This is a genomic window from Ruegeria sp. CL7 (assembly GCF_056536445.1).
The window spans coordinates 1,391,525-1,417,857 of record NZ_JBQFPQ010000001.1; the positions used below are offsets into that span (position 1 = coordinate 1,391,525).

At 58.3% G+C, this 26,333-nt stretch carries 25 protein-coding genes; 11 read left to right on the top strand and 14 right to left on the bottom strand.

Annotated features, from left to right (window positions below; genetic code table 11):
* Window positions 1-4: 4 nt before the first annotated feature.
* Window positions 5-841: a methyltransferase domain-containing protein gene (locus tag ACR0LI_RS07000; protein ID WP_480487292.1), complete on the bottom strand. Its 837-nt coding sequence runs from the start codon at window positions 839-841 to the stop codon at window positions 5-7.
* Window positions 842-887: 46 nt separating this feature from the next.
* Window positions 888-2,222 carry an NAD(P)-dependent oxidoreductase gene (locus ACR0LI_RS07005; RefSeq protein ID WP_171723451.1) on the bottom strand — a complete coding sequence of 445 codons (1,335 nt, stop codon included), beginning with the start codon at window positions 2,220-2,222 and terminating at the stop codon, window positions 888-890.
* 442 nt (window positions 2,223-2,664) lie between these two features.
* Between ACR0LI_RS07005 and ACR0LI_RS07010 the strand changes: the two genes are divergently transcribed.
* The 3 genes from ACR0LI_RS07010 to ACR0LI_RS07020 all read left to right on the top strand — a co-directional run bounded on the left by ACR0LI_RS07010 (window position 2,665) and on the right by ACR0LI_RS07020 (window position 5,738).
* On the top strand, window positions 2,665-3,660 hold the full coding sequence (locus ACR0LI_RS07010; RefSeq protein ID WP_480718235.1) for a hypothetical protein: 996 nt from the start codon (window positions 2,665-2,667) through the stop codon (window positions 3,658-3,660).
* Between the two features lie 72 nt (window positions 3,661-3,732).
* Complete coding sequence (locus ACR0LI_RS07015; RefSeq protein WP_171633102.1) at window positions 3,733-5,025, top strand: O-acetylhomoserine aminocarboxypropyltransferase/cysteine synthase family protein; 1,293 nt, start codon at window positions 3,733-3,735, stop codon at window positions 5,023-5,025.
* A gap of 2 nt (window positions 5,026-5,027) precedes the next feature.
* Complete coding sequence (locus ACR0LI_RS07020) at window positions 5,028-5,738, top strand: GNAT family N-acetyltransferase (protein WP_171633105.1); 711 nt, start codon at window positions 5,028-5,030, stop codon at window positions 5,736-5,738.
* A 2-nt stretch (window positions 5,739-5,740) separates the two neighbouring features.
* Here ACR0LI_RS07020 and ACR0LI_RS07025 read toward each other — a convergent pair whose 3' ends face one another.
* Window positions 5,741-6,445, bottom strand: coding sequence for an SIMPL domain-containing protein (locus tag ACR0LI_RS07025; RefSeq protein WP_480489959.1), 705 nt, complete (start codon window positions 6,443-6,445; stop codon window positions 5,741-5,743).
* Between the two features lie 156 nt (window positions 6,446-6,601).
* Between ACR0LI_RS07025 and ACR0LI_RS07030 the strand changes: the two genes are divergently transcribed.
* The gene (locus ACR0LI_RS07030) at window positions 6,602-8,551 is read left to right on the top strand and encodes a hypothetical protein (protein WP_480718236.1); all 1,950 of its coding nucleotides are present in this window, start codon (window positions 6,602-6,604) and stop codon (window positions 8,549-8,551) included.
* Window positions 8,552-8,640: 89 nt separating this feature from the next.
* Here ACR0LI_RS07030 and hppD read toward each other — a convergent pair whose 3' ends face one another.
* Window positions 8,641-9,738, bottom strand: a complete 1,098-nt coding sequence (gene hppD, locus ACR0LI_RS07035) for a 4-hydroxyphenylpyruvate dioxygenase (protein WP_480718237.1) — start codon at window positions 9,736-9,738, stop codon at window positions 8,641-8,643.
* Window positions 9,739-9,885: 147 nt separating this feature from the next.
* Between hppD and ACR0LI_RS07040 the strand changes: the two genes are divergently transcribed.
* Both ACR0LI_RS07040 and ACR0LI_RS07045 read left to right on the top strand, forming a co-directional pair.
* On the top strand, window positions 9,886-10,341 hold the full coding sequence (locus tag ACR0LI_RS07040) for an Lrp/AsnC family transcriptional regulator (RefSeq protein ID WP_171633115.1): 456 nt from the start codon (window positions 9,886-9,888) through the stop codon (window positions 10,339-10,341).
* 20 nt (window positions 10,342-10,361) lie between these two features.
* Window positions 10,362-12,242 (top strand): monovalent cation:proton antiporter-2 (CPA2) family protein, encoded by a 1,881-nt coding sequence (locus ACR0LI_RS07045; protein WP_209833366.1) that lies wholly within the window; start codon window positions 10,362-10,364, stop codon window positions 12,240-12,242.
* Window positions 12,243-12,272: 30 nt separating this feature from the next.
* Here ACR0LI_RS07045 and cobT read toward each other — a convergent pair whose 3' ends face one another.
* Entirely contained in the window at window positions 12,273-13,283 is a 1,011-nt protein-coding gene (gene cobT, locus ACR0LI_RS07050) for a nicotinate-nucleotide--dimethylbenzimidazole phosphoribosyltransferase (RefSeq protein WP_480619165.1), read from the bottom strand.
* Window positions 13,284-13,313: 30 nt separating this feature from the next.
* On the opposite strand from cobT, the gene cobS reads away from it, so the two are divergent.
* On the top strand, window positions 13,314-14,126 hold the full coding sequence (gene cobS, locus ACR0LI_RS07055; protein ID WP_480619162.1) for an adenosylcobinamide-GDP ribazoletransferase: 813 nt from the start codon (window positions 13,314-13,316) through the stop codon (window positions 14,124-14,126).
* Here cobS and ACR0LI_RS07060 read toward each other — a convergent pair.
* From ACR0LI_RS07060 to ACR0LI_RS07085, 6 genes are all read right to left on the bottom strand, one after another.
* Entirely contained in the window at window positions 14,123-14,884 is a 762-nt protein-coding gene (locus tag ACR0LI_RS07060) for an ion channel (protein ID WP_171633123.1), read from the bottom strand. The genes cobS and ACR0LI_RS07060 overlap by 4 nt on opposite strands.
* A gap of 117 nt (window positions 14,885-15,001) precedes the next feature.
* Complete coding sequence (locus ACR0LI_RS07065) at window positions 15,002-15,511, bottom strand: CarD family transcriptional regulator (protein WP_171116428.1); 510 nt, start codon at window positions 15,509-15,511, stop codon at window positions 15,002-15,004.
* A 282-nt stretch (window positions 15,512-15,793) separates the two neighbouring features.
* On the bottom strand, window positions 15,794-16,132 hold the full coding sequence (gene fdxA, locus ACR0LI_RS07070) for a ferredoxin FdxA (protein WP_152457680.1): 339 nt from the start codon (window positions 16,130-16,132) through the stop codon (window positions 15,794-15,796).
* Window positions 16,133-16,198: 66 nt separating this feature from the next.
* Window positions 16,199-16,564, bottom strand: coding sequence for an RNA-binding S4 domain-containing protein (locus ACR0LI_RS07075; protein ID WP_171633125.1), 366 nt, complete (start codon window positions 16,562-16,564; stop codon window positions 16,199-16,201).
* Window positions 16,565-16,570: 6 nt separating this feature from the next.
* A complete protein-coding gene (locus ACR0LI_RS07080; protein ID WP_480718238.1) occupies window positions 16,571-19,396 on the bottom strand; it encodes a helicase-related protein in 2,826 nt (941 codons plus the stop codon).
* Window positions 19,397-19,417: 21 nt separating this feature from the next.
* Entirely contained in the window at window positions 19,418-20,026 is a 609-nt protein-coding gene (locus ACR0LI_RS07085; RefSeq protein ID WP_480718239.1) for a tetratricopeptide repeat protein, read from the bottom strand.
* A gap of 30 nt (window positions 20,027-20,056) precedes the next feature.
* Here ACR0LI_RS07085 and ACR0LI_RS07090 point away from each other — a divergent pair, with 30 nt between their 5' ends.
* From ACR0LI_RS07090 to ACR0LI_RS07105, 4 genes are all read left to right on the top strand, one after another.
* Window positions 20,057-20,347 carry an SCP2 sterol-binding domain-containing protein gene (locus ACR0LI_RS07090; RefSeq protein ID WP_152457676.1) on the top strand — a complete coding sequence of 97 codons (291 nt, stop codon included), beginning with the start codon at window positions 20,057-20,059 and terminating at the stop codon, window positions 20,345-20,347.
* On the top strand, window positions 20,347-21,321 hold the full coding sequence (locus ACR0LI_RS07095; RefSeq protein WP_171723459.1) for an alpha/beta fold hydrolase: 975 nt from the start codon (window positions 20,347-20,349) through the stop codon (window positions 21,319-21,321). Before ACR0LI_RS07090 ends, ACR0LI_RS07095 begins: the two co-directional genes overlap by 1 nt.
* Window positions 21,322-21,405: 84 nt before the next feature.
* Window positions 21,406-23,226 (top strand): M3 family oligoendopeptidase, encoded by a 1,821-nt coding sequence (locus tag ACR0LI_RS07100; protein WP_480619156.1) that lies wholly within the window; start codon window positions 21,406-21,408, stop codon window positions 23,224-23,226.
* On the top strand, window positions 23,223-23,459 hold the full coding sequence (locus ACR0LI_RS07105) for a hypothetical protein (protein ID WP_171633140.1): 237 nt from the start codon (window positions 23,223-23,225) through the stop codon (window positions 23,457-23,459). The genes ACR0LI_RS07100 and ACR0LI_RS07105 overlap by 4 nt, the downstream gene beginning before the upstream one ends.
* Window positions 23,460-23,864: 405 nt before the next feature.
* On the opposite strand, the gene ACR0LI_RS07110 is transcribed toward ACR0LI_RS07105, so the two are convergent.
* From ACR0LI_RS07110 to rpoH, 3 genes are all read right to left on the bottom strand, one after another.
* Window positions 23,865-24,134 (bottom strand): DksA/TraR family C4-type zinc finger protein, encoded by a 270-nt coding sequence (locus ACR0LI_RS07110; RefSeq protein ID WP_170346639.1) that lies wholly within the window; start codon window positions 24,132-24,134, stop codon window positions 23,865-23,867.
* Window positions 24,135-24,192: 58 nt separating this feature from the next.
* A complete protein-coding gene (locus ACR0LI_RS07115; protein ID WP_480718240.1) occupies window positions 24,193-25,167 on the bottom strand; it encodes a Gfo/Idh/MocA family protein in 975 nt (324 codons plus the stop codon).
* Between the two features lie 249 nt (window positions 25,168-25,416).
* Complete coding sequence (gene rpoH / locus ACR0LI_RS07120) at window positions 25,417-26,313, bottom strand: RNA polymerase sigma factor RpoH (protein ID WP_171116444.1); 897 nt, start codon at window positions 26,311-26,313, stop codon at window positions 25,417-25,419.
* Window positions 26,314-26,333 lie beyond the last annotated feature (20 nt).

Below are 26,333 nucleotides of genomic sequence, written 5' to 3' on the forward strand. Positions count from 1 at the left end.
CGGCTCAGCCGGATTTTTTGAATATCATTTCGGTCGGGCGAATACGCCCGGCCTTGAGGTTTTTGACGTAGTTTTGGAACTTTTCGGGCGCCGTTTCGCCCATCATCAGGTGGATTCCCAGCGGCGCTGGTCCGGTCTCGGCTATCTTGGCAAATACGTCTTCGAAGAACTGGATCGCAAACGCGGTGCGGTCTGTTTCGGCAACCAGCTCAAGACCGGCCGCGGCCGCGGCGTCCTTGTATACATCCGGCGCGTGAACAAATGAGGTTTCCGGCAATGTGGACCAGGGAAGCGGAAAAGCCAGCGGCTCATCCACCTCTCCGCCCATGACGTCGAACAAGGCAAAGGTGCCACCGGTGGCCAGAACCCGTGACACTTCCGCGAACAGCCCCGCTTTGTCTTCGATATTCATGCCCACATGCATCATGACGGCAAGGTCGAACCCGGCATCCGGCACAGGCATGTCCAGAGCACTGCCAACAAGAAAGCTGGCCTTTTCGGAATGTCCGACCAGATCGCTGAGCGCAGTTGCGGTTTCCACGAACTCGGGCGTCAGGTCGATCCCTGTCACCGTTGAGTCGTATTTGTCCACTATGTACCGGGATGTGCCTCCGATGCCGCATCCGATGTCCAGAACGCGTGTCGCATGGGTCGGAGAAAGTTGCGCAAACAGGTTGTCGGTCGCAAGAACGCCGCCGGTATGGAATTCATCCCCCGCCTTCAGATCAGCGACAGTGGCCGCATCCGGGTCGATGCCGCTGGCCTCCAGCGCCGCGCGGACGCGTTCGGTCAGTGCACCGGTGGTATAGTGTTGAGCAACAGCTTGTTCGATCTGGGACATGGGAATACCTCAGCAGCGAAAGGAATGGGGTGAATACCCCACCCTATCACGAAACGAGCGTCGCGTGGATGTCCATCGCCGCGTCCCGACCTTCGGCAACGGCCGTTACGGTCAGATCTTCACCGCCCGCAGCGCAGTCACCACCAGCCCAGACACCAGCCAAAGAGGTTCGGCCAGCGCCGCTGACGGCGATCTTGTTGCCATCCAGCGTCAGGCCTTCGGGTGCGCCCTCCAAGGTCTGTCCGATGGCCTTGAGAACCTGATCGGCCGGCAAGCGGATCGTTTCTCCGGTTGCGATGAGCTGACCGTTCTGGCTGGAGGTATATTCCAGCTCGATCTCGGTCGCGGCGCCATTGCCGTGGATGGCCACTGGCTGAACATTGGTCATGATCCGAACGCCATGCGACGCTGCCAGGTCCTGCTCGTACCGGCTGGCCCCCATGGCATCCCGGCCGCGGCGATAGGCAATCGTGACGTTTTCGGCGCCCAGAAGCTTGGATTTCACGGCGGCATCCACAGCCGTCATGCCCCCGCCGATGACGACCACATTCCGGCCAACGGGCAGATCGGCAAGGTCGCTGGCCTGCCGCACGTCCGATATGAAATCAACCGCGGCCCGCACACCGTCCTTGTCAACACCGCCTGCACGCAAGGCGTTGACGCCGGCTAGACCGATGGACAGAAACACCGCGTCGTAGTTTTCGACCAGCCCATCCAATGAGATGCTTTCGCCCAAAACCGAACCGGTCTCGATTGCAATCCCGCCGATTTTCAGAAGCCAGTCCACCTCGGCCTGTGCAAAATCGTTGGTCGATTTGTAGGCCGCGATACCATATTCATTCAGGCCGCCGGGTTTGGGCTTGCTTTCATGGATCACCACGTCATGGCCCAGCATCGCCAGCCGATGGGCACAGGCCAGACCCGCAGGCCCGGCCCCTACAACGGCAACTGTCTTGCCGGTCGAAGGCGCACGTTCAAACGGATGCACGCCCGAGGCCATGATTTCATCGGTGGCGAAACGTTGCAGGCGCCCGATCTCAACCGGTTTGCCTTCGGCGGCCTCGCGAACGCAGGCCTCTTCGCACAATGTTTCGGTTGGACAGACCCGAGCGCACATTCCGCCCAGAATATTCTGTTCCAGAATCGTGCGCCCTGCTGATTGCGGTTGACCGGCTTGAATCTGGCGAATGAACAACGGGATATCGATATCCGTTGGACAGGCCGTCACGCATGGCGCGTCATAGCAGAAATAACAGCGATCTGCGGCTACTGCGGCCTCGTGCTGCGCAAGTGGCGGATGCAGATCGGTGAAATTTGAGGTCAGCTCATCGCTTGAAAGCCGCCCGGCTACGATGCCGGGTGCCATCTGGCCCTGTGCCATCACTCTACTCCCTGTAGATATGTTTGTTATGCTCTCAGCTTGCCACAAATATTTTTTTTATCAATTGGTAAAATTTGCCAAATGGTCAAAAAATGAAAAGCCTTGCAAAAACAACCGTGTTTTTGGGCACTTCGCTTAGGGATTAAGCACAACAAGCGTTGAATCATTGGGTCCGAAGGCAGGATTTGCCCAGGAAAGGGCTGTGCGGGTATGGGCATACAAGGTTCGGTCAGCATCGCACGCCACCGATTTTCCCTTACGACATGAACCGGGCCAACCTCGGAAAATCCGCAAAATGACCTTGCTCAGCCCTTTCTCGGCGCGATGAGAGGAATGCCATAGATAACAAGAAATCAAACTTTCGGCTTTTGACGCCCCACCCCGCTTGCTGTAACCCGGATCAAAGGGTGCCGGTTCCGGCAGCTTTCAGGAATGGGCATAGATGCAGGCAAGTTCTCGGAAATTCAACATCGCGGTTGTCGGGCAAAACAACCGCCTGCAATATGAGGCCCTGTTGTTCGCGGCCTCGCTTCGCCATTGTTCGCCCGGGTTCAAAGGCCGGCTGTTTGTCGCCACACCCAACACGGGCCCGCGCTGGACCCACAACCCGAGCATCCAGGACGAAGACGTTCTGAAGGCCCTGAAACAGTTGGATGCCGAAATCCTGCCCTTCGACTCGCATGTTTTCGGCGAAAGCTACCCTTATGGCAACAAGATCGAGGCCTTGTCGGCCCTGCCGGAAGGTGAACCCTTTGTGTTCTTCGACACAGACACGCTGATCACCGGCGACATCACAAGCGTCCCGTTCGATTTCAACCACCCCGGAGCCTCACTGAAGGTCGAGGGCACATGGCCAAAGCCGACGCTGTACGGCCCCGGCTTTGACGGTATCTGGCGGGCGCTTTATGCGCGCTTCGGGCTGGATTTCGAAAGCTCCGTGGATCCGGGCCAACCCCATGATTACTGGCGGCGATACCTTTACTTTAACGCAGGTTACTTTTTCTTCAAATGCCCCAGGATGTTCGGTGAACGGTACCTGGACTACGCAAGAACGATCCGGGATGAGAACATTCCCGAACTGACGGGCCAGAACCTTGACCCATGGCTGGATCAGGCGGCCCTGCCGCTGGTCATTCATTCTTTCGGCGGCGGGCGGGACGCTTTGCCGGACGGGCTTCTGGATGGGTCCGTCAGCTGCCACTATCGCCTGTTCCCTTTGCTTTATGCCCGCGAAAGCGATCACGTGATCGATGTGCTGGAAACCGTCGTGGCCCCCAACAAGGTCAAAAAAGTGCTCAAACAGTATGATCCGTTGAAAAAACTGGTTCTTCAGGGCAAAGGCGAAAAAATCCGTGCGCTCTTTGATCAGGACAATCTGCCGCGGCGGGAACAGGTGCTGCGCAACGCGATCAAAAGCAAAGGACTCTGGCTGCGCTGACAGGATCGTTGTGCGCAGGCGGGCAATGGCCTACAGATTCCGCAAGACAGATACCAACAGGAGATTTTCACGATGTCTGACGGCCCGACCTACGGTTTCGACACATTGCAAATTCATGCGGGTGCCCGCCCCGACCCGGCGACCGGAGCACGCCAGACACCGATTTATCAGACCACGGCCTATGTGTTCCGGGATGCGGACCACGCAGCGGCCCTGTTCAACCTGCAAGAGGTGGGCTTTATCTATTCTCGCCTGACCAACCCAACCGTCGCCGTTCTGCAGGAACGCGTGGCGACGCTTGAAGGCGGCGTCGGGGCGGTGTGCTGCTCGTCCGGGCATGCGGCACAGATCATGGCGCTGTTTCCGCTGATGGGGCCCGGCTGCAACGTGGTCGCCTCGACCCGTTTGTATGGCGGCACGGTCACGCAGTTCAGCCAGACGATCAAACGCTTTGGCTGGTCCGCCAAATTCGTGGACACCGATGATCTGGACGCCGTGAAGGATGCCATCGACGAAAACACCCGCGCCGTGTTCTGCGAATCCATCGCCAATCCGGGCGGTTATGTGTCTGATATCCGCGCGTTGGCGGATGTTGCTGATGCTGCGGGCATCCCGCTGATTGTCGACAACACCTCGGCCACGCCCTACCTGTGCCGTCCGATCGAGCATGGCGCGACACTGGTTGTGCATTCCACCACCAAATACCTGACCGGCAACGGCACCGTCACCGGCGGGTGCATCGTGGATTCTGGCAAGTTCGACTGGTCCGCGAATGACAAATTCCCGTCACTGAGCGAACCCGAGCCTGCCTATCACGGCCTGAAATTCCATGAGACTTTTGGCCCGCTGGCCTTCACCTTCCACGGCATTGCCATTGGTCTGCGTGATCTGGGCATGACCATGAACCCGCAGGCAGCTCATTACACGCTGATGGGGATCGAAACACTGTCGCTGCGTATGGAGCGCCACGTGGAGAACGCCCAGAAAATCGCAACGTGGCTGGAAGCGGATGACCGGGTGGAATACGTCACCTATGCGGGATTGCCGTCATCACCTTACAAGGACCGGGTCAAATCGCAGTATCCACGTGGCGCTGGCGCATTGTTCACTTTTGCGGTGAAGGGCGGCTATGACGCCTGTATCAAACTGGTCAACGCGCTGGAAATCTTCAGCCACGTGGCCAATTTGGGCGATGCCCGCTCGTTGATCATCCACTCGGCCTCGACCACCCACCGACAACTGACGCCGGAACAACAGGAAGCCGCGGGCGCAGGCCCCGGTGTCGTGCGGGTGTCAATCGGCATCGAAGACGTGAACGACCTGATCGCGGACCTTGATCAGGCCCTCGCCAAGGCCAGCGCCTGACTATGGCCGGGCACGACACAAACGACCTTGGCCAGCCCATCGGTTTGCCGGTGTCGGGTGACTTTCCGCGCCCGACGCCGCCTTACACACCGATGGAAGGCCGGTACTGTTCTGTCGTGCCACTGGATGTGAATCGCCATGCGCCCGGACTTTTTCGGGCGTTTGCCAATGACAGGGATGGCCGTAACTGGACTTACCTGCCCTATGGCCCGTTTGTCAGCGAACCGGAATTTGAAGACTGGGCCCGCGCCAACTGCATGGATGCGGACCCGATGTTTCATTCCGTATTGGATGCGGACGAAGTGCCAGTCGGCATGGCCTCTTATCTTCGGATCGAACCCGCAGCGGGTGCCATCGAAGTCGGCCACATCCACTTCTCGCCGCTGCTGCAACGCAAGCCGCAATCGACCGAGGTCATGTACCTCATGATGAAGCGGGTTTTCGACGAGCTCGGCTATCGCCGGTACGAGTGGAAATGCGACGCACTGAATGCACCGTCACGCAATGCCGCTGAACGGCTGGGATTTACTTTCGAAGGGGTGTTTCGACAGGCGACCCACTACAAGGGCCGCAATCGGGATACGGCGTGGTACGCGATCATCGACACTGAATGGCCGCGCATTCGCGATGCATTCGAAGCCTGGCTGTCGCCCGACAATTTTGACGGCACGGGCCAGCAGCGCAAACCGCTGATGGCCCGTGTGAAAGCGTGATCTTAGTCTGAAATCTCGAATTCCAACGAGACACTGACGGAAACCGACACCTCGCCGCCCGCGACGGGAACACCACCCGCATCCGCCATGCTCAGCGCGCGCATTTCTGCCATCGGACGAATGCCAGCTGTTTGCTCCGAGATCGACTGAACCGGACCAAGCGTCACGCCCGCTGCCTCTGCCAACTGCTGTGCTTTGGCCGTGGCTTCGCCAACGGCCTTGGCACGCGCCTGCGCCTCGATCGGTTTGGGATCCTGCACGCCAAAGCTCAAGCCCCCGAAATCATTGGCGCCGTCCTGAATGACCGCGTCCATGATCTTCCCCAGTTGGGTCAGGTCGCGTACGCGCACAAACACGCGGTTGGACGCCGTAAAGCCGGTGATTTCGGGCGTCTCCCCATTCTGTCCATGACGACCCGACCAGACGGGCGACAATGACAGGTCCCGTGTCTGGACGTCACGATCTTCGATACCCATCTCGGTCAGGCGCGCCAAGACTTTGGAAACGGCATCTGACGTCGCCTGCATCGCAGCCGAGGCTTCGGCGTCTTCGTTGGTCACGCCCAAGGTTATCGTCGCCATATCAGGCGCAATCTGCACTGTTCCGGTTGCATCAACGTTGATGCGACGTTCTTCCGCATGAGCGGCCCCGGCAGCCGTAGCCGCCATCATCGCGGCCAGAAAAGCGAATGTCTTCAAGGTTATCACTCCAAAATTACTCTGCTTTTAGATGGGTTGACGGGCCCTTGCGATACAAGAGGAGATACCGCCTTTTTCTTTCCCTCGGCGGGTTCCTGCTTTAATGTCGGTCTGCAAACGCAAAGTCGTTTGCATTGACATTGATAATTATGGTTCCTCCGGAATATGAAACCCGCCTTTGCGCTGTCTTTTTCTGCGACCGGAATAACACTGCACCACCGTTCTGATGACGACTGGTTTGTTGTCGGTACGATTCCGCTGGATGTTCCGGACTTGTCCGCACAGATGCAGGCGTTGCGGGAAAAGGCATTTGCGCTGGAAAATGATCTGAGCTGCAAGCTTGTGCTGCCAGAGGATCAGATTCGGTTTCTAGAGCTTTCGACCGATAGGTTGCCGCCGGAAGACCGGGCGGAACGTATCGAAACTGCTCTGACCGAGGCCACGCCTTACGCCCTGTCAGAACTGAGTTATGACAGCCAGACCGAAGGCGACACGACCTTTGTTGCCGCCGTGGCGGTTGAAACTCTGGCCGAAGCGCGGACCTTTGCCTCGGAAAATGGTTTTGTGGTGGTGGCGTTCACCGCCGAAGACAAAGAGGGCGCGTTCCCGCGTGAGGCGTTGTTTCGCGAAACCTCGGACGCTTCCGATCTGTCACACCCGGAAAACCAGCCATCTCCGGTGGAAACGGACGCAGTTGAACAGGCTGATGATTCCGACCTGCCCACCCATCCGATTGCCGGAACCGCCGCGCCCGAGGCTTTTCGAGCACCCCGGGAAACAACGAACAATCTTGATGCATCTTCAGGGGTAAACCGGTCTGCCATTCCGCTCTTTGCCGCCGTGCTTCTCGTTGGTGGACTTGTTGGCGTTTGGCTGGCATCGGGGTCCGACCCTGAACAGGATCAGGCCGAACAGAGCCCGGCTCAGGTTGCAGTTCCCGCCACTGAACCCGCCGCAGAGCCCCTGCCTGAATCGGAGCTGGACACGGCTGCGCTGGAAGCCCCGCAACAAACCGTTCCGGACCTTGCGATCGATGAAGCCGAAGTGCCTGCGAACGAGGCCTCGGAAACCGAGACCGGCACGCAGCCGGATCTGACTGCCACAGATGCAGCCATTCTGGAGGCCCTCAAAGTTGCCCCTACCGCGGTGGACTCCGTCGCTCAGGACCCCGAAACACTAAAAGGTGTCGAGGCCGTTACGGGCATAAGCACGACAGCGCCTGCGGCACCGGAAATACCTGAGACTGTGGAACCGCAGGAATTGTATCTGGCATCGCTGGACCACGCCGATCTGTTCGAGGATGCGGTTGCCTTACCGCCCGACCCCAGTTTTGACACCGACGCTCCTTTTGAACCCGACGTATCCCCCAACATTGCGGGCACTCGGTTTGATCTGGATGAGAACGGCCTGGTCGTGCCTACACCGGAAGGCACCGTTAATCCGGCGGGGGTCGTTGTTTATCTGGGGCGCCCTTCCAAGGTTCCACCTGAAACTCCGGTTCGTTTCGAAGAAGAACCTGTGGTTGACGAGGTCGACGACAGATTGGCAGGCATTCGACCCAAGCCGCGCCCCGCTGATCTGGTCGAGAATTTCGAGCGCGGTCAACTGGGTGGCCGGTCATTGGAGGAATTGGCATCCAAGCGACCGAAAGCGCGCCCGGAAAACCTTCAGACCGAACCACAGGTCGATGAGGCACCAACGGCCTTGGCTGTCGTAAGAGTCCCGCGGCCCAAATCCCGCCCCGCCGGATTGGCCCCTGCCAAATCACTTGCTTCAAACAGTTCGAATCTTGGGTCTACAGCAGCATTGGATCAGAAATCCGATGACGCAGGATCGTTCCAACCAAAGACCGTCGCGCCCAAAATCCCTTCGACCGCGTCGGTCGCACGACAAGCCACGATCGACAACGCAATCAACCTGCGCAGGCTGAACCTGATCGGGGTCTACGGAACGCCGGCCAACAGACGCGCATTGGTGCGGCTTCCCAGCGGGCGTTACAAAAAGCTGAAAGTCGGAGACCGCCTTGATGGCGGGAAAGTCATCGCGATCAGCGACAGTGAGCTTCGATATCAGAAAAAGGGCCGCAACGTGACCCTGGCGATGCCGCGCAGCTGAAAACCGGCAATCGATCTTCTGACGCACCAACCGTCACATAAAAGCGCCGAAGGCAGATGAACTGCCCCCGGCGTGTCAGTGCGTTGCAATCAGGCTGCGGAAATCTCGCCGCTTTCGATCTGTTCGCGTTCGATGGATTCGAATAGCGCCTGAAAATTTCCCTCGCCGAAACCGTCGTCGCCCTTGCGCTGAATGAACTCGAAGAAGATCGGTCCGATGACGGTTTTCGAGAAAATCTGTAGCAGAATCCGGGTCTCACCACCGTCGACAACGCCTTCACCATCGATCAGGATGCCGTGTTTCATCATCCGGTCCAGCGGCTCCTCGTGGCCGGCCACGCGGGTCTTGGACATCTCGTAATATGCCTTGTTCGGGCCCGGCATGAATTTTAGACCGTTTTCCGCAATTGCATCGGTCGAGGCGTAAATATCGTCACTGCCGACAGCAATATGCTGAATGCCTTCACCTTTGTATTTCTTCAGGTAGGATACGATTTGCCCCGTCTCACCGCGGTCTTCGTTGATGGGGATGCGGATACGACCGCAAGGAGACGTCAACGCCCGGCTGTACAACCCGGTGAACTTGCCCTGAATGTCAAAGAAACGAATTTCACGGAAGTTGAACAGGTCGCCGTAGAACTTGAACCACTTGTCCATATTGCCCTTGTAGACGTTGTGCGTCAGGTGATCGAGATAGAAGAAACCCACACCCCGTGGTTTGGATTCTTTGATCCACTCGAATTCCTGATTGTAAGGCGATGTGTCGTAATATTGATCGACGAAATAGATCAACGATCCGCCGATGCCCTTGATCGCAGGCACATTCATGGTTTTGTCAGCGCCGTCGTAAGGTTCCGCACCTTTTGATACGGCATGCTCATAGGCCTTTTGCGCGTCAACAACTCGCCACCCCATGGATGGCGCGCAAGGTCCGTGCTCGTCCACGAACCTCGCGGCAAAGCTGTCGGGATCCGCGTTCAGGATATAGGTGACATCCCCTTGCTGCCACAGCTCGACGGCGGGCTTTTCCTTGTGGTGGGCCACCAGGTCAAACCCCATCTTCGCGAACAGATCACGCAGCTCCTGCGGCTCAGGATGGGCAAACTCGACGAATTCAAACCCATCGGTACCGGCAGGGTTTTCTTCGCTGATAACAGATTTCGGGGCGTTGTGTGGGAAAGGACCCATGGCGCGTCTCCTTCGAAAACAGGAATTTCTTTGCTGATTCAAAAATATGACTTTTATGACGCTGTTTCTGCGCATTGTTTTCGTGTAAACTGCCGATAGGCGCGCAAAACGCGCATAAAAGTTAATAAAGGCAGGATTTTTCCGCACATGCTGGACGCGACCGACAAGCGATTGCTTTCCGCCCTGCAAAAGGACGCACACCTGACCGCGCACCAACTGGGCGAAATGCTGAACCTGTCACCCAGTCAGGCAGGACGTCGCCGCCAGCGGCTTGAAGCCGAAGGGTACATCACTGGGTATGCCGCCCGGCTGGACCCGTTGAAACTGGGTCTGCAAGTGCAAGGCTTTGTTCAGGTCCATCTGGGAACTCATGGCCCTGAACAATCTGCAAGCTTCGCCCGCATGGTCGACACCCGCCCCGAAATTACCAGCGCATGGACGATGACCGGTGAGGCAGATTACCTGCTGCACATCTATTGTGACGATCTTTCCGCGCTCAACAGCTTGCTACATTCGGTCATCCTGCCGCATCCTGCCGTTGCAAGAGTTCAGAGCCAGATCGTAATGGACCAACTGAAACGCGACGCCCCCCTGCCCACCTGAACGGGCCCGAGAGGACACCTATGGACGTATTCCTATATCAGGCTTCAATCTATCTGGCAGCCGCAGTCATCGCCGTTCCCCTGTCTGCACGGCTGGGGTTGGGGTCGGTTCTGGGGTATCTGGCTGCCGGGATTATCATTGGTCCTGTTCTTGGCCTTGTCGGCGCGGAAACGGAAAACCTTCAGCACGTTGCCGAATTCGGTGTGGTGATGATGCTGTTCCTGATCGGTCTGGAACTGGAGCCGCGCGCCCTGTGGGATATGCGCGACAAGTTGCTGGGGTTGGGCGGGTTGCAGGTTGCGTTGTCGACGGCTGCGATTGCTGCCGTGGCAATGTACGCCAACCACCCCTGGTCGGTCGCCCTGGCCGTAGGGCTGACTTTGTCGCTGTCATCCACGGCAATCGTTCTTCAGACCCTTTCCGAAAAGGGCCTGATGCGAACAAATGGCGGTCGAGCTACGTTTTCGGTGCTGTTAACCCAGGACATAGCGGTCATTCCGATCTTGGCCTTGCTTCCACTTCTGGCCTTGCCGGCCATGCCTCAGATCAAATCGGATGGTTCGATTGACCGCGGGGCCGGAGGACTTCACGGCGCGGACCATCACAGCCTTTCTCTGGTCGAAGGTCTGCCGGGTTGGGCCGTCACGCTGGTCACGATCGGGGCAGTGGTGTTTGTCATTCTGGCCGGTGTCTACCTGACCCGTCCGCTGTTTCGCTTCATTCACGCGACCCGCCTGCGCGAGATGTATACCGCTCTGGCGCTTATGATCGTGGTCGGGATTTCCTTCCTGATGACCCTCGTCGGACTTTCCCCTGCCCTGGGCGCCTTCCTGGCGGGCGTGGTTCTGGCCAGTTCCGAGTTCAGACATGAAATGGAAAGCGACCTTGAGCCATTCAAAGGGCTTTTGCTTGGGCTTTTCTTCATCACGGTCGGTGCCGGGATCGATGTTGCCTATTTCTTTGATGACCCCCTTGACCTGATCGGTCTGGCGCTTCTTTTGATCCTTGCAAAAGGGATCATCCTGTATCTTGTGGGCAAGGCCTTCAAGTTGCGTGGGCGCGATCACTGGCTGTTTACCTTGGGCTTGGCGCAAGCGGGTGAGTTTGGCTTTGTTCTGCTGGCATTTTCCACGCAACAGAATGTCATCCCCCCCGACCTGTCCCAAAAACTGCTGATGATCATCGCTTTGACGATGCTGATCACACCGCTTCTGTTTATCATCTACGATCTTCTGTCGCGAAAGATCGGCGACACTTCCAAAGAACCCGTGCCGGATGAAATTGACGAAAAAGGCCCCGTCATCATTGCCGGGATCGGTCGGTTCGGGCAGATTGTAAACCGGCTGGTGCGGGCCAGCGGGTTCAAGACGGTTGTGCTGGACCACAACATCGAAACTATTCAGCTGATGCGCCGTTTTGGCGTCAAAGGGTTTCTGGGCGATCCAACACGCCCTGAATTGCTGCGCGCTGCGGGATTGGAAAAAGCGTCGGTCCTTGTCGCTGCCATGGATGACCACAAACAAGTCACGCGGCTTGTCGGGTATGCCAGACGGCAGCGCCCTGACCTGCACATCATCGCACGCGCCCGCGACCGGACTCATGTGTACGAGCTCTATCAGGCTGGTGCCAACGACATCGTGCGGGAACTTTTCGACAGCTCATTGCGCGCAGGCCGCTATGTTCTGGAGAATATCGGGCTGAGTGAGTACGAGGCCGCACAGGCGGAACAGACTTTTTATCATCATGACCGGATGTCTGTTCGCGATCTCGCCGAGCTGTGGGTCCCGGGTCTGCCAACTGCCGAAAACAAGAAATACATCGAGCGTGCACAGCAGCTGGAAAAGGATCTGGAAACCGCGCTGCTGGAACTGGCCGAAAAACACGCCAAGAAGTCCGCCTGACCCAAGCCTGTGCCCGGGTCAGGCAATGAATCAACCGTCAGACACTCCTGCCTCGGCAAAGGTTGCCATACCGGAATGGCAGGCCACGGCGCTTCTGAGAATATTGATCGCCAGCGCCCCGCCCGAGCCTTCGCCCAGCCGAAGACCAAGGCTCAGCAGCGGTTCCTTGCCCAGCTTCGCCAATACGGCACCGTGTGCGGCCTCGGCGCTTTGGTGGCCGGCCACGGCGTGATCCAGCGCGGTGTCCGACAGCCTCCACAGGCAGGCAGCGGCAGCGGTACAGATGAAACCGTCCAGGATCACAGGAATGCGCAATATCCGCGCGGCGGCAATCGCCCCGGCCATCGCCGCAATCTCACGACCTCCGAGGCAGCGCAGAATTTCAAGGCCATCCTCTGACCTGTGCAACGCTACACCTTCGGCAACAACACGGGTCTTGTTGGTCAGCCCCGCATCATCGACGCCCGTCCCGCGACCTGTCCAATCGGCCGCGTCACCACCGAACAGCGCGCAGGCAATCGCGGCTGCCGGGGTGGTGTTGCCAATGCCCATCTCGCCCACGACCAACAGATCAGCCTGCGGATCCACGGCCTGCCAGCCAGTGCGCAGCGCGTCCAGCAATTCGGCTTCCGTCATGGCCGGTGCCCGGGTGAAATCTGCGGTCGGGTTATCCAGATCCAGCGCGTGAACATCCATCGTTGCACCCGCCGCCCGGGCCAGCTGGTTGATCGCCGCACCGCCATGTTCGAAGTTCATCACCATTTGCACGGTCACTTCCGACGGAAAGGCCGAGACCCCCTGTGCGGTGACTCCGTGGTTTCCGGCAAAGACGATGACCTGTGGCGCCGCGATCTTTGGACGGGCATCTCCGCGCCATCCTGCGTACCAGATTGCCAAATCTTCAAGTCGCCCCAGCGCGCCCGGGGGTTTCGTCAGTTGTCCGTTTCGCTCTGCCGCGCCCTGCGCCGCGGTGGCATCCGGCCCCGGAGCCGCTGCAAGCGCAGCACGGAACGCGTTCAAATCATTCAGTTCAGGCAACATGAAAGCCTCATTGCATCAGAGTGGTCCTGTGTGTTTAACCGAAGCATCGAAACCAACAAGACCCCGAAAGGCACGGGCGTGCAGAAAAACGACACCAATCCCTTTTCCCTGTGGGATATTCCGCTGGCTCTGGTGCTGTTGACCCGCCTGCCCCTGCCCCGATTGCCGGAACCTGTATTCAAGCGGCAGGCACAGGCGGCATGGGCCTTCCCCATCGCCGGGCTGGCCGTCGGAGCGATCGCCTGTCTGGTCGGATGGTTGGCAATGGTCTTTCATCTGCCCCCTTTTGTTGCCGCGACACTGTTGGTTGCAATGTTGATCATGACGACGGGCGCAATACACGAGGACGGTCTGGCCGATACGTTCGACGGCCTCTGGGGCGGGTTCACCGCTGAACGTCGACTTGAAATCATGAAAGACAGCCAGATCGGAACCTATGGTGTTCTAGCTTTGGTTGTTTCCCAGCTTGCTCGGGTTTCGGCAGTTGCCACGATTTTGGCAACCGGGTCGATTTGGCCGATTCTGGCAGCCTGCGTGTTCTCACGCGCCCTGATGCCGGTTTTGATGGCATCCCTGCCAAACGCCAGAAAATCGGGGCTGAGCCATTCGGTGGGAACCCCCGGCGCGATTTCGGTCAGCATGTCCTTGGGCCTGGCCGTTACAATCGCCGTTTTCATGTGCGGGGGTGCGGCGATCACCGCCATATTCTCTGCTGCCTTGGTTGCCGCCATCTTGGCGCTGACAGCGCGCAAGAAGATCGGCGGCCAGACCGGGGACATACTTGGGGCATCGCAACAACTGGCCGAGATTGCGTTTCTGCTTGCCATCAGCGCGCAGATTTAGGACGCGCCGCCTGTTTCGATCCGCAGTGTTCCACCGCAGTGCTTGCAATGCACGGCATCCGGATCATGCCGATACAACCCGCAGCTTGGGCATTTGTGACGTACCTTCTGCGGCATGAATATCGCCTGCGCCAAACGGACAAACAACGCGACGCCCACGACCATGATGAAGACCGAAAACAGCTTGCCCCAAGGTGTGCTCAGCGTGATGTCGCCGAACCCGGTTGTGGTCAGGGTGGCCATGGTGAAATACAGCGCGTCTATGTAAGGCGTCTGGGCGTCTTCCGGAATGAAGAACACCAATACCGCCGTAGAGGTGGCAAAGACGAAAACCATCAGATTGATTGCTGCAATCACCGCGTCTTCATGGGTGCGAAAAAAGGTACTGTCGCGTCGCAAGTCCCTGAGCAGGTGGTATGAATGGATCAGGCGCAAGGCCCGCAGAATCCTCAGGAAAGCCAGGTTGCCCGTCAGAAACGGATCCAGAACCAGCGAGACGATAACGACAATATCCGCCAGCGTATAAATCTGGCGCAGCAGCTTCCAACGATCCTTTGAAATCCAAAGCCGCGCTGAAAAGTCCAAGAAAATTAAAAAACCGATCAACTGGCTTGCAAGGATCAAGCCGGGACCATGAGGGACGTGAGCCGTTGCGACAAAGAAAATGATTGTCGCAACATCGAACAGGATCAGAGCGTACCGAAACCAGACCGAAATCGGGTCATGTCCGATATACAGATATCTAACTGTCTGCTTCATGTCCGCCCTGTAGCTTGCTGCATATACAGTAGAATTAGCGGCACTTGCGGAATTCACCAAGCCACGAAAAAGGCCGCCCCGATGGTGGAGCGGCCTGTTGTCATATCGAACTCGCTGTCAGGCAGCGCGAGAGGTCAGAACTTCGTCCACCTGTTTGGCGGCGGATACTTCGCCGGTGCCGGAAACCGCCGCAACCTCGCGGGTCAGGCGTTCCAGCGCAGCTTCGTACAGCTGACGTTCGGAATAGCTCTGCTCGCGCTGGTCGTCCGTGCGATGCAGATCGCGGACCACTTCCGCAATCGAAATCAAATCGCCCGAGTTGATTTTCTGCTCGTATTCCTGAGCACGGCGCGACCACATGGCGCGTTTGACCTTTGCCTTTCCCTTCAGCGTTTTCATCGCCTGACTGATCACGTCGGGCGAGCTGAGCGACCGCAGACCGGATTCGGTAACCTTGTTGGTCGGCACGCGCAGAGTCATCTTGTCTTTCTCAAATGAGATGACGAACAGCTCCAGAGAGAATCCCGCGACTTCCTGTTCTTCGATCGAGATGATCTGGCCTACGCCATGAGCGGGGTAGACAACATAGTCGTTCGGGCGGAACTCGAGCTTTTTCGACTTTGTCATTCAGTTTTTTCCTTGCTTGCGGACGGGACACAGACAACAAAAGCACCACATGCGGGGACTTTCTCAGCCCCGACAGGCGGCGATATTGTCACAAATTCAAATCTCCAAAGCGAGCATACTTGTGGAGCGCATCCCAATCTCGGTCATCATACAAGAACCAAGTATATCACAAAAATACGACACCCGAAAGTTTACCCGGCGGTAAATTTTCATATTAAACCTGTTTTCAACAGGTTGAGCCGCGTTCTTTTCGCATCAAACAGAGGTTTGAGCGCGAATCGTTCAACCACCCTCGCCCGGTGCTTCCGAGAAATACTTCTCCATCTTGCCTTCTTCACCGTCGCGTTCTTCTGCATCGGGAAGCGGATCTTTCTTGGTGACGATCACGGGCCACATTTCCGAGTACTTGCGATTGAATTCGACCCATTGATCCATGCCCGGTTCAGTATCGGGGCGGATCGCGTCGGCCGGGCATTCCGGTTCGCAAACACCGCAGTCGATGCATTCGTCGGGATGGATGACCAACGTGTTCTCACCTTCATAGAAACAGTCCACCGGACATACTTCGACACAGTCGGTATATTTGCAGGCGATACAGTTTTCGGTGACAACATAGGTCATGATCGGATTCCCGTTTGCGGTTTGAGCGTTTAGCTAATTCAGTCTGGCCTACTCTTCAAGATATGATCAGCGATCTTCAGTGCGAGAAAGATCAAGAGAACGGCGATCTTTCTTTGTCGGGCGACCTTTTCCCTCAAACCCCGGATTTTTGGGCGGAACGTCCTGTTTTTCGGTCATATCGAAATACAGCGTTTGCGCTTCGGGGGCCGGACCACGGCGATCCCCGATTTTTTCGATGCGCACAACGCGGACGATACGGCCCTGAGGAAAGGTCAGAACGTCGCCCGGGGCCACGGCCTGCGCCGGTTTTTGCACCCGGCTTCCGTTCAACCTGACATGGCCCCCGCTGACCTGTTTGGCGGCCAGGCTGCGGGTCTTGAAGAACCGCGCCTGCCACAACCATTTGTCAATCCGCAGCTTGGCCTCGGCCATTTCGGATCAGTTGCCGTCCTTCAAACCCATCAGCGCGGCTGCAAACGGGTTGTCGGGATCAATCGCCTTTTCCTTTTTCGGCGGCCGGGACGAGAAGGTCTTGGCGCCCTGAGGCTTGCCGCCCTTCTTGCCATGCGGTTTGCCACGGCCATCCTGCGGCTTGCCGCGCGGTTTGCCCTTGCCCTGCCCCTGCTCGCGGCGCGGACCTCGGTTGGGCTGTCGCTGACGGGCCCAGGTGAAGGTGTAGAACACTTCAACCTCGGGTTCGTCTGACACTGGTTCTGCGGGAAGGCTGTCCGCACCAGCCTCGGCTGCCGCCTCGGTGCCGTCGGTGGCCTCGGCTGCCGCCTCGGCGGGTGCGGCGACGTCTTCTGCCGCGACTTCACTTGCCGGGGCTTCTTCGGCGGTCGGTTTGTCCGCTTCAGCTGCCGCCGGCTGTTCGGCCGGTGCAGGTTTGACTTTCGGCCGCTCGCCGCGTTCCGCCTTGTATCCCAGCCCCTGCATAAGGTCTGCGAACTGATCCAGCGTCATACCGGTGATCGACAGCATATCGGGTTTGGCTTCGAAACCGCCGCGGCTGTCTTCTGCGCGCAGCATGTCCGCCAAACGTTCCAGCATGTCGATACGGATCGAACGCTCGCCTGCATCGCGGTAGCCACACATGGTGTCATAGCCCTGCGGCGCATCCTTGGCGACCGGCACGGTCACCAGGCCCGGAGGCGGCGCTTCGGGGAATTCCTGCAACCCGCTGGACAGCGCCCAAAGCACGAGACGCAGACGCGTCGGGGCCGGTTTCAGCAGCAGCGGCATGAAAATGGTGAACTGGCCGAACCGGATACCATGCTTGCGCAAGGCGCCGCGGGCGTCCTGATCAAGATCCTTGACCTCTTGTGCGACCTGTGCGCGGGGCAGGATACCCAGCGCTTCGACCATGCGGAAAGCAAAGCCTTTGGCAAGGCCGCTGAGTTCCTCATCGCGGGACAGGTTCAGCAGCGGCTCGAACAGAGCGGCCACCTTGCGGTCAATGAAGTGCTGCAAACGGCGCTGCACTTTCTGCTCGACATCCGGCCCCGCCGCTTCGTCAACGAACACTTCGACCATAGGTTTGAGAGGTTCCGCCCCGGCAACCAGCTTGCCAACGGCGTATTCACCCCACATCAGGCCACCCTGATCAGTGAAATCAATTTCAGTATCGGGCGCGTTGTAGAAGCGATCGGCGCGCAGATGGAATTGCGGCGCGAGTGCTTGCAGAGACGCCGATTTCAGAGCTTTTGCCTCGGTTCCCTGCGCGCTTTTGTCCGGGATGAACCGGAACCCTTCCAGACGACCGACGAATTCGCCTTCGACGGTCACTTCACCCTTGTCATTTACTTCGGCCAAAAGGGCCTCCTTCTGTTTGAGCCGGCGCAACAAAACGGATGTGCGCCGATCCACAAATCTTTGCGTGAGACGCTCATGCAGAGCGTCGGACAGTCTGTCTTCTACAGTGCGGGTTTCGTTACGCCAATGTGATTCGTCACGAACCCACCCTTTCCGCTGCGCAACATATGTCCACGTGCGAATATATGCCAATCTTTTAGATAAAGCGTCGATATCGCCGTGGGTCTGATCGATCCGTCTGATCTGCCGTGCCATGAACTCGTCGGGAATGGATCCCCGTTCATGCAGATGGCCATAGATCACCTCCAGCAAGCTGGCATGTTCCGCATGGCTGATACCGCGAAAATCAGGGATTCTGCACACATCCCACAGCAACCGGATGGACGGGCCGTCGCTTGCCCGGGCGATAACTTCGGTTACTTGCGACAGCGATTTCAACGCGTTCAGGTCATCAGCAGGGCGGGCCTTGATCAGGTGTTCATCATCCGGGCCGACCTCAAGCGAGTCGATCAGCGCATCAATCGAGCCGAACCGAAGGGCGGCATTTCGCCAGTTCAGCTTTTTCATCGGCGTAAACCGGCTGTCCATGATCGCCTGCGCCACGCCCTCGTCCAGCGGCGGGGCCTCTCCGGTTACGCCGAATGTGCCATCCGACATCCCGCGACCTGCCCGGCCCGCGATCTGCGCCAGCTCGTTCGGCGCAAGCGGACGCATCCTGCGCCCGTCGAATTTGGACAGGGATGAAAACGCAACGTGGTTCACATCCAGGTTCAACCCCATCCCGATAGCGTCCGTGGCAACCAGGTAATCAACCTCACCGTTTTGGTACAGGTCCACCTGTGCATTCCGGGTCCGCGGGCTGAGCGCCCCCATGACCACCGCAGCTCCACCTTTCTGGCGGCGCAACAATTCGGCGATGGCATAGACGTTTTCAACCGAGAACCCCACGATGGCGCTGCGCGCAGGCATCCGGCTGATCTTTCTGGAGCCCGAGTAAACCAGCTGTGACATCCGCTCTCGCCGCACGAACTGCGCCTGGGGGACCAGCGCCGAAATCGGGCCACGCATTGTGTCCGAGCCCAGGAACAGTGTCTCGTTCGTGCCGCGAGACCTAAGCAGACGGTCGGTGAAGACGTGACCCCGTTCCGGATCGGCACAAAGCTGAATCTCATCGATGGCAACGAAATCAGCACCCATGCCTTCCGGCATCGCCTCAACCGTACACACCCAATACTGGGCGCGAGGCGGTACGATCCGTTCTTCGCCCGTGACCAGCGCCACCACCGACGGCCCACGGATCGCAACGATCTTGTCATAGACCTCGCGCGCCAGCAGGCGCAGCGGCAGACCGATCACGCCGGTCCGATGGCCCAGCATGCGTTCGATAGCGTAATGGGTTTTACCAGTGTTGGTCGGGCCAAGTACGGCCACGATTCGGGATGACCCGCTCACATTCGCCCCCTGCCCCGAGCCTTACAGCGCCTTGCCTTCAACCCGAGGCTTCAGCCGATTCACGGCATTGGTTACTTCTTCGTGATGGGGATGTATAGCCAAGGCCCGAGAATAAGCCTCGTAGGCTTTCCGAGGTTCCCCGATAACTTCAAAGATCAGACCCAGACCGTAGATCGCCTCATAGTGATTTGGATTCAGCGTCAGCACATGTTCCAGATCGGCGGCCGCCATACCAAATCGCTCGACCCCGAAAAAGGCAGAGGCGCGCAGATGCCAGCCTTCGGCAAAATCAGGCGCGTGATCCGTCAGCGCGGTCAGGTGATCCAGAGCAGCGCCGACGTCGCCCTCATCCAAGGCTTCGCGTCCCCGCTCCAGCAGCAGATCAGCCGACGCAGACCCCGATTGCGACCACAGCGCCTGCAACTGCCGATCCAGTGCAATTGCCTGTTCCGGGGTCGACTGCGCCAGTTTTTGCAGCAACTCATCCTCGTCCCGTGAATCCGCCTGCTGCGCGAAACAATTGGAGGAAAACGTGACTAGGACAAAAAGTGCCGCAACGGTACCTTTGAGATTGTGAATTGCAATGCTCATAACAATAGTCAGTGTAGCGTTGCGACCGGGGATGTCCATTCACGGCGCACTAACAATATGAGGAAAAGCATGAGCGAGACTCTTGAAAAGGCGGCTGCCGCACTGAACGAAAAACTGGATGGCGGCGCGTTTGATGACACAGCCAAGTTTGCCATCACTGATCTGGGTTCGATCGTCCTGGACGAAAACGGTGCGCGGGTCAGCGATGAAGAGGCCAGTGTCACCATGAGCGCTGATGCAGAGACGTTCGAACAGATCCTCAGCGGTGAGCTGAATCCGACCGGCGCGTTCATGTCCGGAAAGCTGAGCATTGACGGCGACATGGGTGTTGCCATGAAGCTTGCCTCGGTACTGGCCTGATGGAGTTGTCGCCGGCCCCCTTTTTTGAAGACGTGGCCGGCGGACCTGCCGGTGGAAAGGCCCACTGGTTGACGACGTCTGACCAAACACGCATTCGCGTGGGTCACTGGCTTCCGGATGATGGTGCACATGGCACCGTCATGATGTTCCCCGGACGCACCGAATATATCGAAAAATATGGCAGTACAGCCGGTGAATTCACGAAACGCGGCTTTGCTATGCTGGCCGTGGACTGGCGCGGTCAGGGTCTTTCGGATCGGCTGCTGGACAACCCACGCATCGGCCATGTCGATCATTTCACCGATTACCAATACGATGTTCAGTCAACCCTGGACCTTGCGAACGCTCTGGATCTGCCCAAGCCGTGGTATGTCGTCGGGCATTCGATGGGCGGTGCCATCGGGTTGCGTGCCGTCATCGAAAAAGGGTGTTTTGCCGCGTGCGCGTTCACCGGCCCAATGTGGGGAATTTTCTTCACTCCGGTCATGAAACCTCTGAGCCGCGTTACAGCGTATTGGGGCACCGCGCTTGGCCTTGGCGAACGCACCCCCCCGACCACAACGCTTGAAAGCTATGTCCTGTCGCAACCTTTCGATGGGAATATGCTGACCCGCGACCCGGACATGTACCGGATGATGCAAAATCAGCTGAATGCGCATCCCGAACTGGCTCTTGGTGCCCCCTCCAACCGCTGGCTGCGCGAGTCGCTGGACGAATGCGAATGGTTGATGGAACAGCCCGCCCCGAAGACACCCTGTCTGACTTTTCTGGGCAGCCACGAACAGATCGTCGATCGCAAGGCCATTCGGGCGCGCATGGCCAATTGGCCGAATGGTACATTGATCGAAATCCCGAACGGTGAACATGAAGTGCTGATGGAAGCACCGGACGTTCGGGGCCCGGTTCTGGACCAGCTTGCCAGGCATTTCCGGGCCAACCAATCAAATGGGGCGTCCGAGCTGGTTTCCACGTAAACCTTTTCACCTTGGGATTGGCCGCTTGTGATCCGCGCGCGCCACCCCTAGATGTTTGCAAAAGCAGTCTACAAAAGGTGATCCATGCGCGACCTTCCCTTTCCCGTCCGTGACGCAAACGCAATGGGCGGCGCCGACAATCTGGGCAATCTCCCCGAATGGGATCTGACGGATCTCTACACATCCGAAGAAGCGCCCGAACTGGCGCGCGACCTGGACTGGCTGGAAGGCGAATGTGCCGCCTTTGCGGCCGACTATGAAGGCAAGCTGGCAGAGCTGGACGCCGCGGCCCTTTTGGCCTGCGTTCAGCGCAATGAAAAGATCAACGCCGTCGCAGGCCGTATCATGTCCTTTGCCGGTCTGCGCTATTACCAGCTGACCACCGACGCAGAGCGGGCCAAGTTCCTGTCGGACATGCAGGAAAAGATCACCGTGTTCACAACGCCTCTGGTGTTTTTCACGCTCGAGATCAACCGGATCGAAGATGATGTGCTTGGGGCGCATTTTGCTGCCAACCCGGATCTGGCCCGATACGAGCCCGTGTTCCGGCGTATCCGCGCTATGAAGCCCTATCAGCTGTCTGACGAGCTGGAAAAATTCCTGCACGATCTGGGCGTTGTCGGCGACGCGTGGGAGCGTCTGTTCGACGAAACCATCGCCGGTCTGACGTTCAATGTGGATGGCAATGAACTGAACATCGAGGGCACCCTGAACCTGCTGACCGAACAGGACCGCTCCAAGCGCGAGGCAGCGGCGCGGGAACTGGCCCGCGTGTTTCAAGAGAACATTAAAACATTTGCCCGTGTCCACAACACGCAGGCCAAAGAGAAAGAAATCGTCGATCGCTGGCGCAAGATGCCGACCGCGCAAACAGGGCGTCACTTGTCGAACGATGTCGAACCCGAAGTGGTTGAAGCCCTGCGCGAGGCGGTTGTGGCCGCCTACCCCAAACTCAGCCATCGGTACTATGAGCTCAAGCGCAAGTGGCTGGGGCTGGATGTGATGCAGGTCTGGGACCGCAACGCGCCGCTGCCGATGGAAGACACCCGCACCGTGTCGTGGGAGGACGCCGAGAAAACCGTGATGGAGGCCTATGCCGCCTTCGATCCCCGCATGGCCGACATCGCGGCGCCGTTCTTCTCGAAAGGCTGGATCGACGCGGCGGTGAAGCCCGGCAAAGCCCCGGGCGCCTTCGCACATCCCACCGTGACCGAGGTGCATCCTTACGTGATGCTCAACTACCTGGGCAAACCGCGCGACGTGATGACCCTGGCGCACGAGCTGGGCCACGGCGTGCATCAGGTGCTGGCCGCCGATCAGGGCGAGATGCTGTCCTCGACGCCCCTTACACTGGCCGAAACCGCCAGCGTCTTCGGCGAGATGCTGACCTTCCGCAAGATGCTGGATCAGGCCGAAACGCCCGAACAGCGCAAGGTGCTGCTGGCCGGCAAGGTCGAGGACATGATCAACACGGTGGTCCGCCAGATCGCCTTCTATGACTTTGAATGCAAACTGCATGCCGCCCGCCGCGAGGGGGAACTGACTCCGGATGACATCAACGCCCTGTGGATGAGCGTTCAGGCCGAAAGCCTTGGCCCCGCGTTTGAATTTATGGACGGGTACGAGACCTTCTGGGCCTATATCCCGCACTTTGTTCACTCGCCCTTCTACGTTTACGCCTATGCCTTCGGCGACGGGTTGGTGAACGCGCTCTATTCGGTCTATGAAAGCGGCGCCGAAGGTTTCGAGGACAAGTATTTCGAAATGCTGCGCGCAGGTGGATCAAAGCACCACAAGGAATTGCTGGCCCCGTTCGGGCTGGATGCCAGCGACCCGAACTTCTGGGACAAGGGCCTGTCGATGATCTCGGGCTTTATCGACGAGTTGGAGGCGATGGAGGGGTGACTGACCCGGGCGACAAGGGGCGCTGGCGGGCCATCCAGCACCGCCTGCACCCTGTATTGGCCCGGATCCGCCGCAACGTCCCGCGGGGGCTGCGGTTTGTCGTGGGGCTATTGTTGATCGTCGCGGGCGTCTTCGGTTTTCTTCCTGTCCTGGGCTTTTGGATGATCCCTTTGGGCATCATGGTGGCCGCCATGGACGTCAACCTGCTGCGACGTTGGTGGCGCCGCCGGTAACTCCAGTTTGGCTTTCACCTAGTTTTTCCCGGTCGCCAGAAACACTGCGAAACGATCAAAGTCGCCCCCAGAGCGGCCACTTGGGATGATCGGCGCCCGTAGAAAAATAGCCGGATTGACGAAGGTGAACACCACTGAGGTGGCGACCAATCAGGTGGCCGTCAGGATCGAGACACGTGCGGCGGCCTCGTACCAAAGCAAATAGGCCTGCGCAGTCGACAATACGCCCAGAAAGGTCAGGAAGACCACATCGTTGACGGTTGGTTTTTGCTGCTAAAAAGCGGATGGGTGGGATCATGCAGATTAGCAATGATCATGCATCGATGTGACAGTTCTGTTTAAAGTCTTGATTACTGACGCGATCGAAGCTCATGTACGTTTGGCTCATCGCGGCCATACCCAAGATCACTTCAACTGACTGTCCTTCGACCCCCGCCGATTGACGCCGCCGCGCGCCTTGAACGCGCCGTCCCGTTCCTGCTGGCAATCCAGGCAGAGCTTTACTCCGGGCAACGCGACGCGACGCTTTTCCGGGATAGGTTCCTCGCATTCGGCACAATGGGTCAAGCTTTCGCCCTGGGGCCGCTTTTGCGCCTGCATCCGCGCCAGTTCATCTGAGATCGACGCTTCGATCTGTTCGCTCACAGCGCCGTCGCGTGCCCAACCTCCGGCCATCGGTCATCTCCTGAAATTGTGACACTCAGGATAGCTTAGCCGTTGGCCGCAACGCAAGTTACAGCGAAATCGCGCCTTCGAATACACGATCAATCACCTCTTGCGTCCCGCGTGAGAATTCCAAAGGACAGGGATACTCCGCCCCGTCCCTGATTGATCGGCAAAAGGCCTCGACCTGCAACGTGTAATGGTCTGCTCCGGGGAAGCGGGTGACCTGAACTTCAAGCCCCGGCCGGTGCAGCTCGACCCGAGCCTCTCCGAACACACGTGCATTGAACGGGGTCGTCAGACGGATCAAACCGCTTTCGCCGTGAAACACCATCTCCTGATGGGGATGCATCCGTATGGAAACATAGCTGGAATAGGTAAATCCGGGGAACTGCGCGCGAATTTCAGTGAAGATGTCGATATCATCCTGCCAACGGATCGCGGATTGCACCGACACAGGCTCTTGCCCGGTTGCAAAGCGCGCCCCGCCGATCACGTAGACCCCGATGTCACGCAATCCGCCGCCGCCCGTTTCCGCGCGGTTTCGAATATTCTGGGTATCTGCCCGATTGTCGAAACTGAACGCTCCGGTCACATGTACCAAATTGCCGATGGCACCATCAGCGATCAGTTTCCTTGCAAGCTGCCATTGAGGGTGATGGACGATCATGTAGGCCTCGGCGGCCAGCAGGCCGCTTTGGTCCCGCTTTTGGATCAATGCGTCGAATTCATCCGCCTTCATGGTCATGGGCTTTTCGCACAGAACATGCTTGCCAGCGCTCAAAGCCTTAAGGCTCCATTCCGCATGCATATGGTTGGGCAACGGGATGTAGATTGCGTCGATTTCGGCGTCTGCCAACAACGCATCATAGCTGTCAAATACTTGCAAATCCGGGCAAAAGGACTGAAACGGTTCTGCTTTTGCTGCATCCGAGGTTGCCAGCGCGGCCAAGCGCGCCCCATTGGCGGCATGTATCGCCGGGGCCATGTATTCGCGGGCAAATTTCGCGGCACCCAATACACCAAATTGAACCGGTCTTTGCATTGCGCCCTCCGTACTCGGCTTGTTTCAAATTACGCGCTTCCCGAGGGGTCACCAGCGCTCGTTCTGCTGCGAAATCAAAGACAAAACACGTCTTTTCCTAACACAGCTTTCGACCTTCAGCCATTGATTTAGGCCTTTGGTTCAGTTTCCGCCAACATTCGCAAAAAACGCCCCCTGATCATCAGAGGGCGTTTTCCGTCATTGCTTGAACGCAAAGAATCTTCCTGCGAGGCAAGAAGGGCGCAACTGTTAGCTGACGCCCAACATGCCTTTTTCCCGCGCCAGATCCCGCATTTTCTTTTGCAGCTTCTCGAACGCGCGCACTTCGATCTGGCGAATGCGCTCTCGGCTTACGTTATACTGAGTGCTCAACTCTTCGAGCGTGACCGGCTGATCCATCAAACGACGCTGGGTCAGGATATCCTTTTCCCGATCATTCAGCACATCCAGAGCCGCCGCCAGCAATTCCCGACGCGCTTCCAGTTCATCGCGTGCTTCGTAGTCACCGGCCTGATCAGCATCCTCATCCTCAAGCCAGTCCTGCCATTGCATGGTGCCTTCGCCTTCGGACCCGACCGTGGCGTTCAGGGACGCATCGCCACCGGACATCCGGCGGTTCATGCTGATCACTTCTTCTTCGGTCACCCCCAGATCAGTGGCGATCTTCTTGACGTTTTCAGGGCGCAGGTCGCCCTCTTCCAGTGCACCGATGCGGGCCTTGGCCTTGCGCAGATTGAAGAACAGCTTTTTCTGCGCCGAGGTCGTGCCCAGTTTCACCAGAGACCAGGACCGCAGGATGTATTCCTGGATCGAGGCACGTATCCACCACATGGCATAGGTCGCCAGACGGAAGCCTTTTTCTGGGTCAAACCGTTTGACAGCCTGCATCAGACCCACATTGGCCTCGGAAATCACTTCGGCCTGCGGTAGACCATAGCCGCGATAGCCCATGGCGATCTTGGCCGCCAGACGCAGGTGAGACGTCACCATCTTGTGCGCGGCTTCGGTGTCCTGCTCTTCGACCCAGCGTTTGGCCAGCATGTATTCTTCTTCCGGCTCCAGCAGAGGAAACTTGCGGATTTCCTGCATATAGCGATTCAGGCCGCCCTCGGGCGTCGGTGCGGGAAGATTTGCGTAGTTTGCCATTATTGTGTCCCTCCGACAAA

Excerpts from the sequence above, each read along its gene's own strand:
- rpoH (WP_171116444.1), bottom strand. The coding sequence starts at position 26,313 with ATGGCAAACTACGCAAATCTTCCCGCACCGACGCCCGAGGGCGGCCTG.
- ACR0LI_RS07040 (WP_171633115.1), top strand. The coding sequence starts at position 9,886 with ATGCTGGACGCGACCGACAAGCGATTGCTTTCCGCCCTGCAAAAGGAC.
- ACR0LI_RS07115 (WP_480718240.1), bottom strand. The coding sequence starts at position 25,167 with ATGCAAAGACCGGTTCAATTTGGTGTATTGGGTGCCGCGAAATTTGCC.
- ACR0LI_RS07010 (WP_480718235.1), top strand. The coding sequence starts at position 2,665 with ATGCAGGCAAGTTCTCGGAAATTCAACATCGCGGTTGTCGGGCAAAAC.
- ACR0LI_RS07085 (WP_480718239.1), bottom strand. The coding sequence starts at position 20,026 with ATGGACATCCCCGGTCGCAACGCTACACTGACTATTGTTATGAGCATT.
- fdxA (WP_152457680.1), bottom strand. The coding sequence starts at position 16,132 with ATGACCTATGTTGTCACCGAAAACTGTATCGCCTGCAAATATACCGAC.
- ACR0LI_RS07095 (WP_171723459.1), top strand. The coding sequence starts at position 20,347 with ATGGAGTTGTCGCCGGCCCCCTTTTTTGAAGACGTGGCCGGCGGACCT.
- cobT (WP_480619165.1), bottom strand. The coding sequence starts at position 13,283 with ATGTTGCCTGAACTGAATGATTTGAACGCGTTCCGTGCTGCGCTTGCA.
- ACR0LI_RS07020 (WP_171633105.1), top strand. The coding sequence starts at position 5,028 with ATGGCCGGGCACGACACAAACGACCTTGGCCAGCCCATCGGTTTGCCG.
- ACR0LI_RS07015 (WP_171633102.1), top strand. The coding sequence starts at position 3,733 with ATGTCTGACGGCCCGACCTACGGTTTCGACACATTGCAAATTCATGCG.
- hppD (WP_480718237.1), bottom strand. The coding sequence starts at position 9,738 with ATGGGTCCTTTCCCACACAACGCCCCGAAATCTGTTATCAGCGAAGAA.
- ACR0LI_RS07060 (WP_171633123.1), bottom strand. The coding sequence starts at position 14,884 with ATGAAGCAGACAGTTAGATATCTGTATATCGGACATGACCCGATTTCG.
- ACR0LI_RS07110 (WP_170346639.1), bottom strand. The coding sequence starts at position 24,134 with ATGGCCGGAGGTTGGGCACGCGACGGCGCTGTGAGCGAACAGATCGAA.
- ACR0LI_RS07045 (WP_209833366.1), top strand. The coding sequence starts at position 10,362 with ATGGACGTATTCCTATATCAGGCTTCAATCTATCTGGCAGCCGCAGTC.
- ACR0LI_RS07065 (WP_171116428.1), bottom strand. The coding sequence starts at position 15,511 with ATGACAAAGTCGAAAAAGCTCGAGTTCCGCCCGAACGACTATGTTGTC.
- ACR0LI_RS07075 (WP_171633125.1), bottom strand. The coding sequence starts at position 16,564 with ATGGCCGAGGCCAAGCTGCGGATTGACAAATGGTTGTGGCAGGCGCGG.
- ACR0LI_RS07090 (WP_152457676.1), top strand. The coding sequence starts at position 20,057 with ATGAGCGAGACTCTTGAAAAGGCGGCTGCCGCACTGAACGAAAAACTG.
- ACR0LI_RS07100 (WP_480619156.1), top strand. The coding sequence starts at position 21,406 with ATGCGCGACCTTCCCTTTCCCGTCCGTGACGCAAACGCAATGGGCGGC.
- ACR0LI_RS07005 (WP_171723451.1), bottom strand. The coding sequence starts at position 2,222 with ATGGCACAGGGCCAGATGGCACCCGGCATCGTAGCCGGGCGGCTTTCA.
- ACR0LI_RS07030 (WP_480718236.1), top strand. The coding sequence starts at position 6,602 with ATGAAACCCGCCTTTGCGCTGTCTTTTTCTGCGACCGGAATAACACTG.
- ACR0LI_RS07000 (WP_480487292.1), bottom strand. The coding sequence starts at position 841 with ATGTCCCAGATCGAACAAGCTGTTGCTCAACACTATACCACCGGTGCA.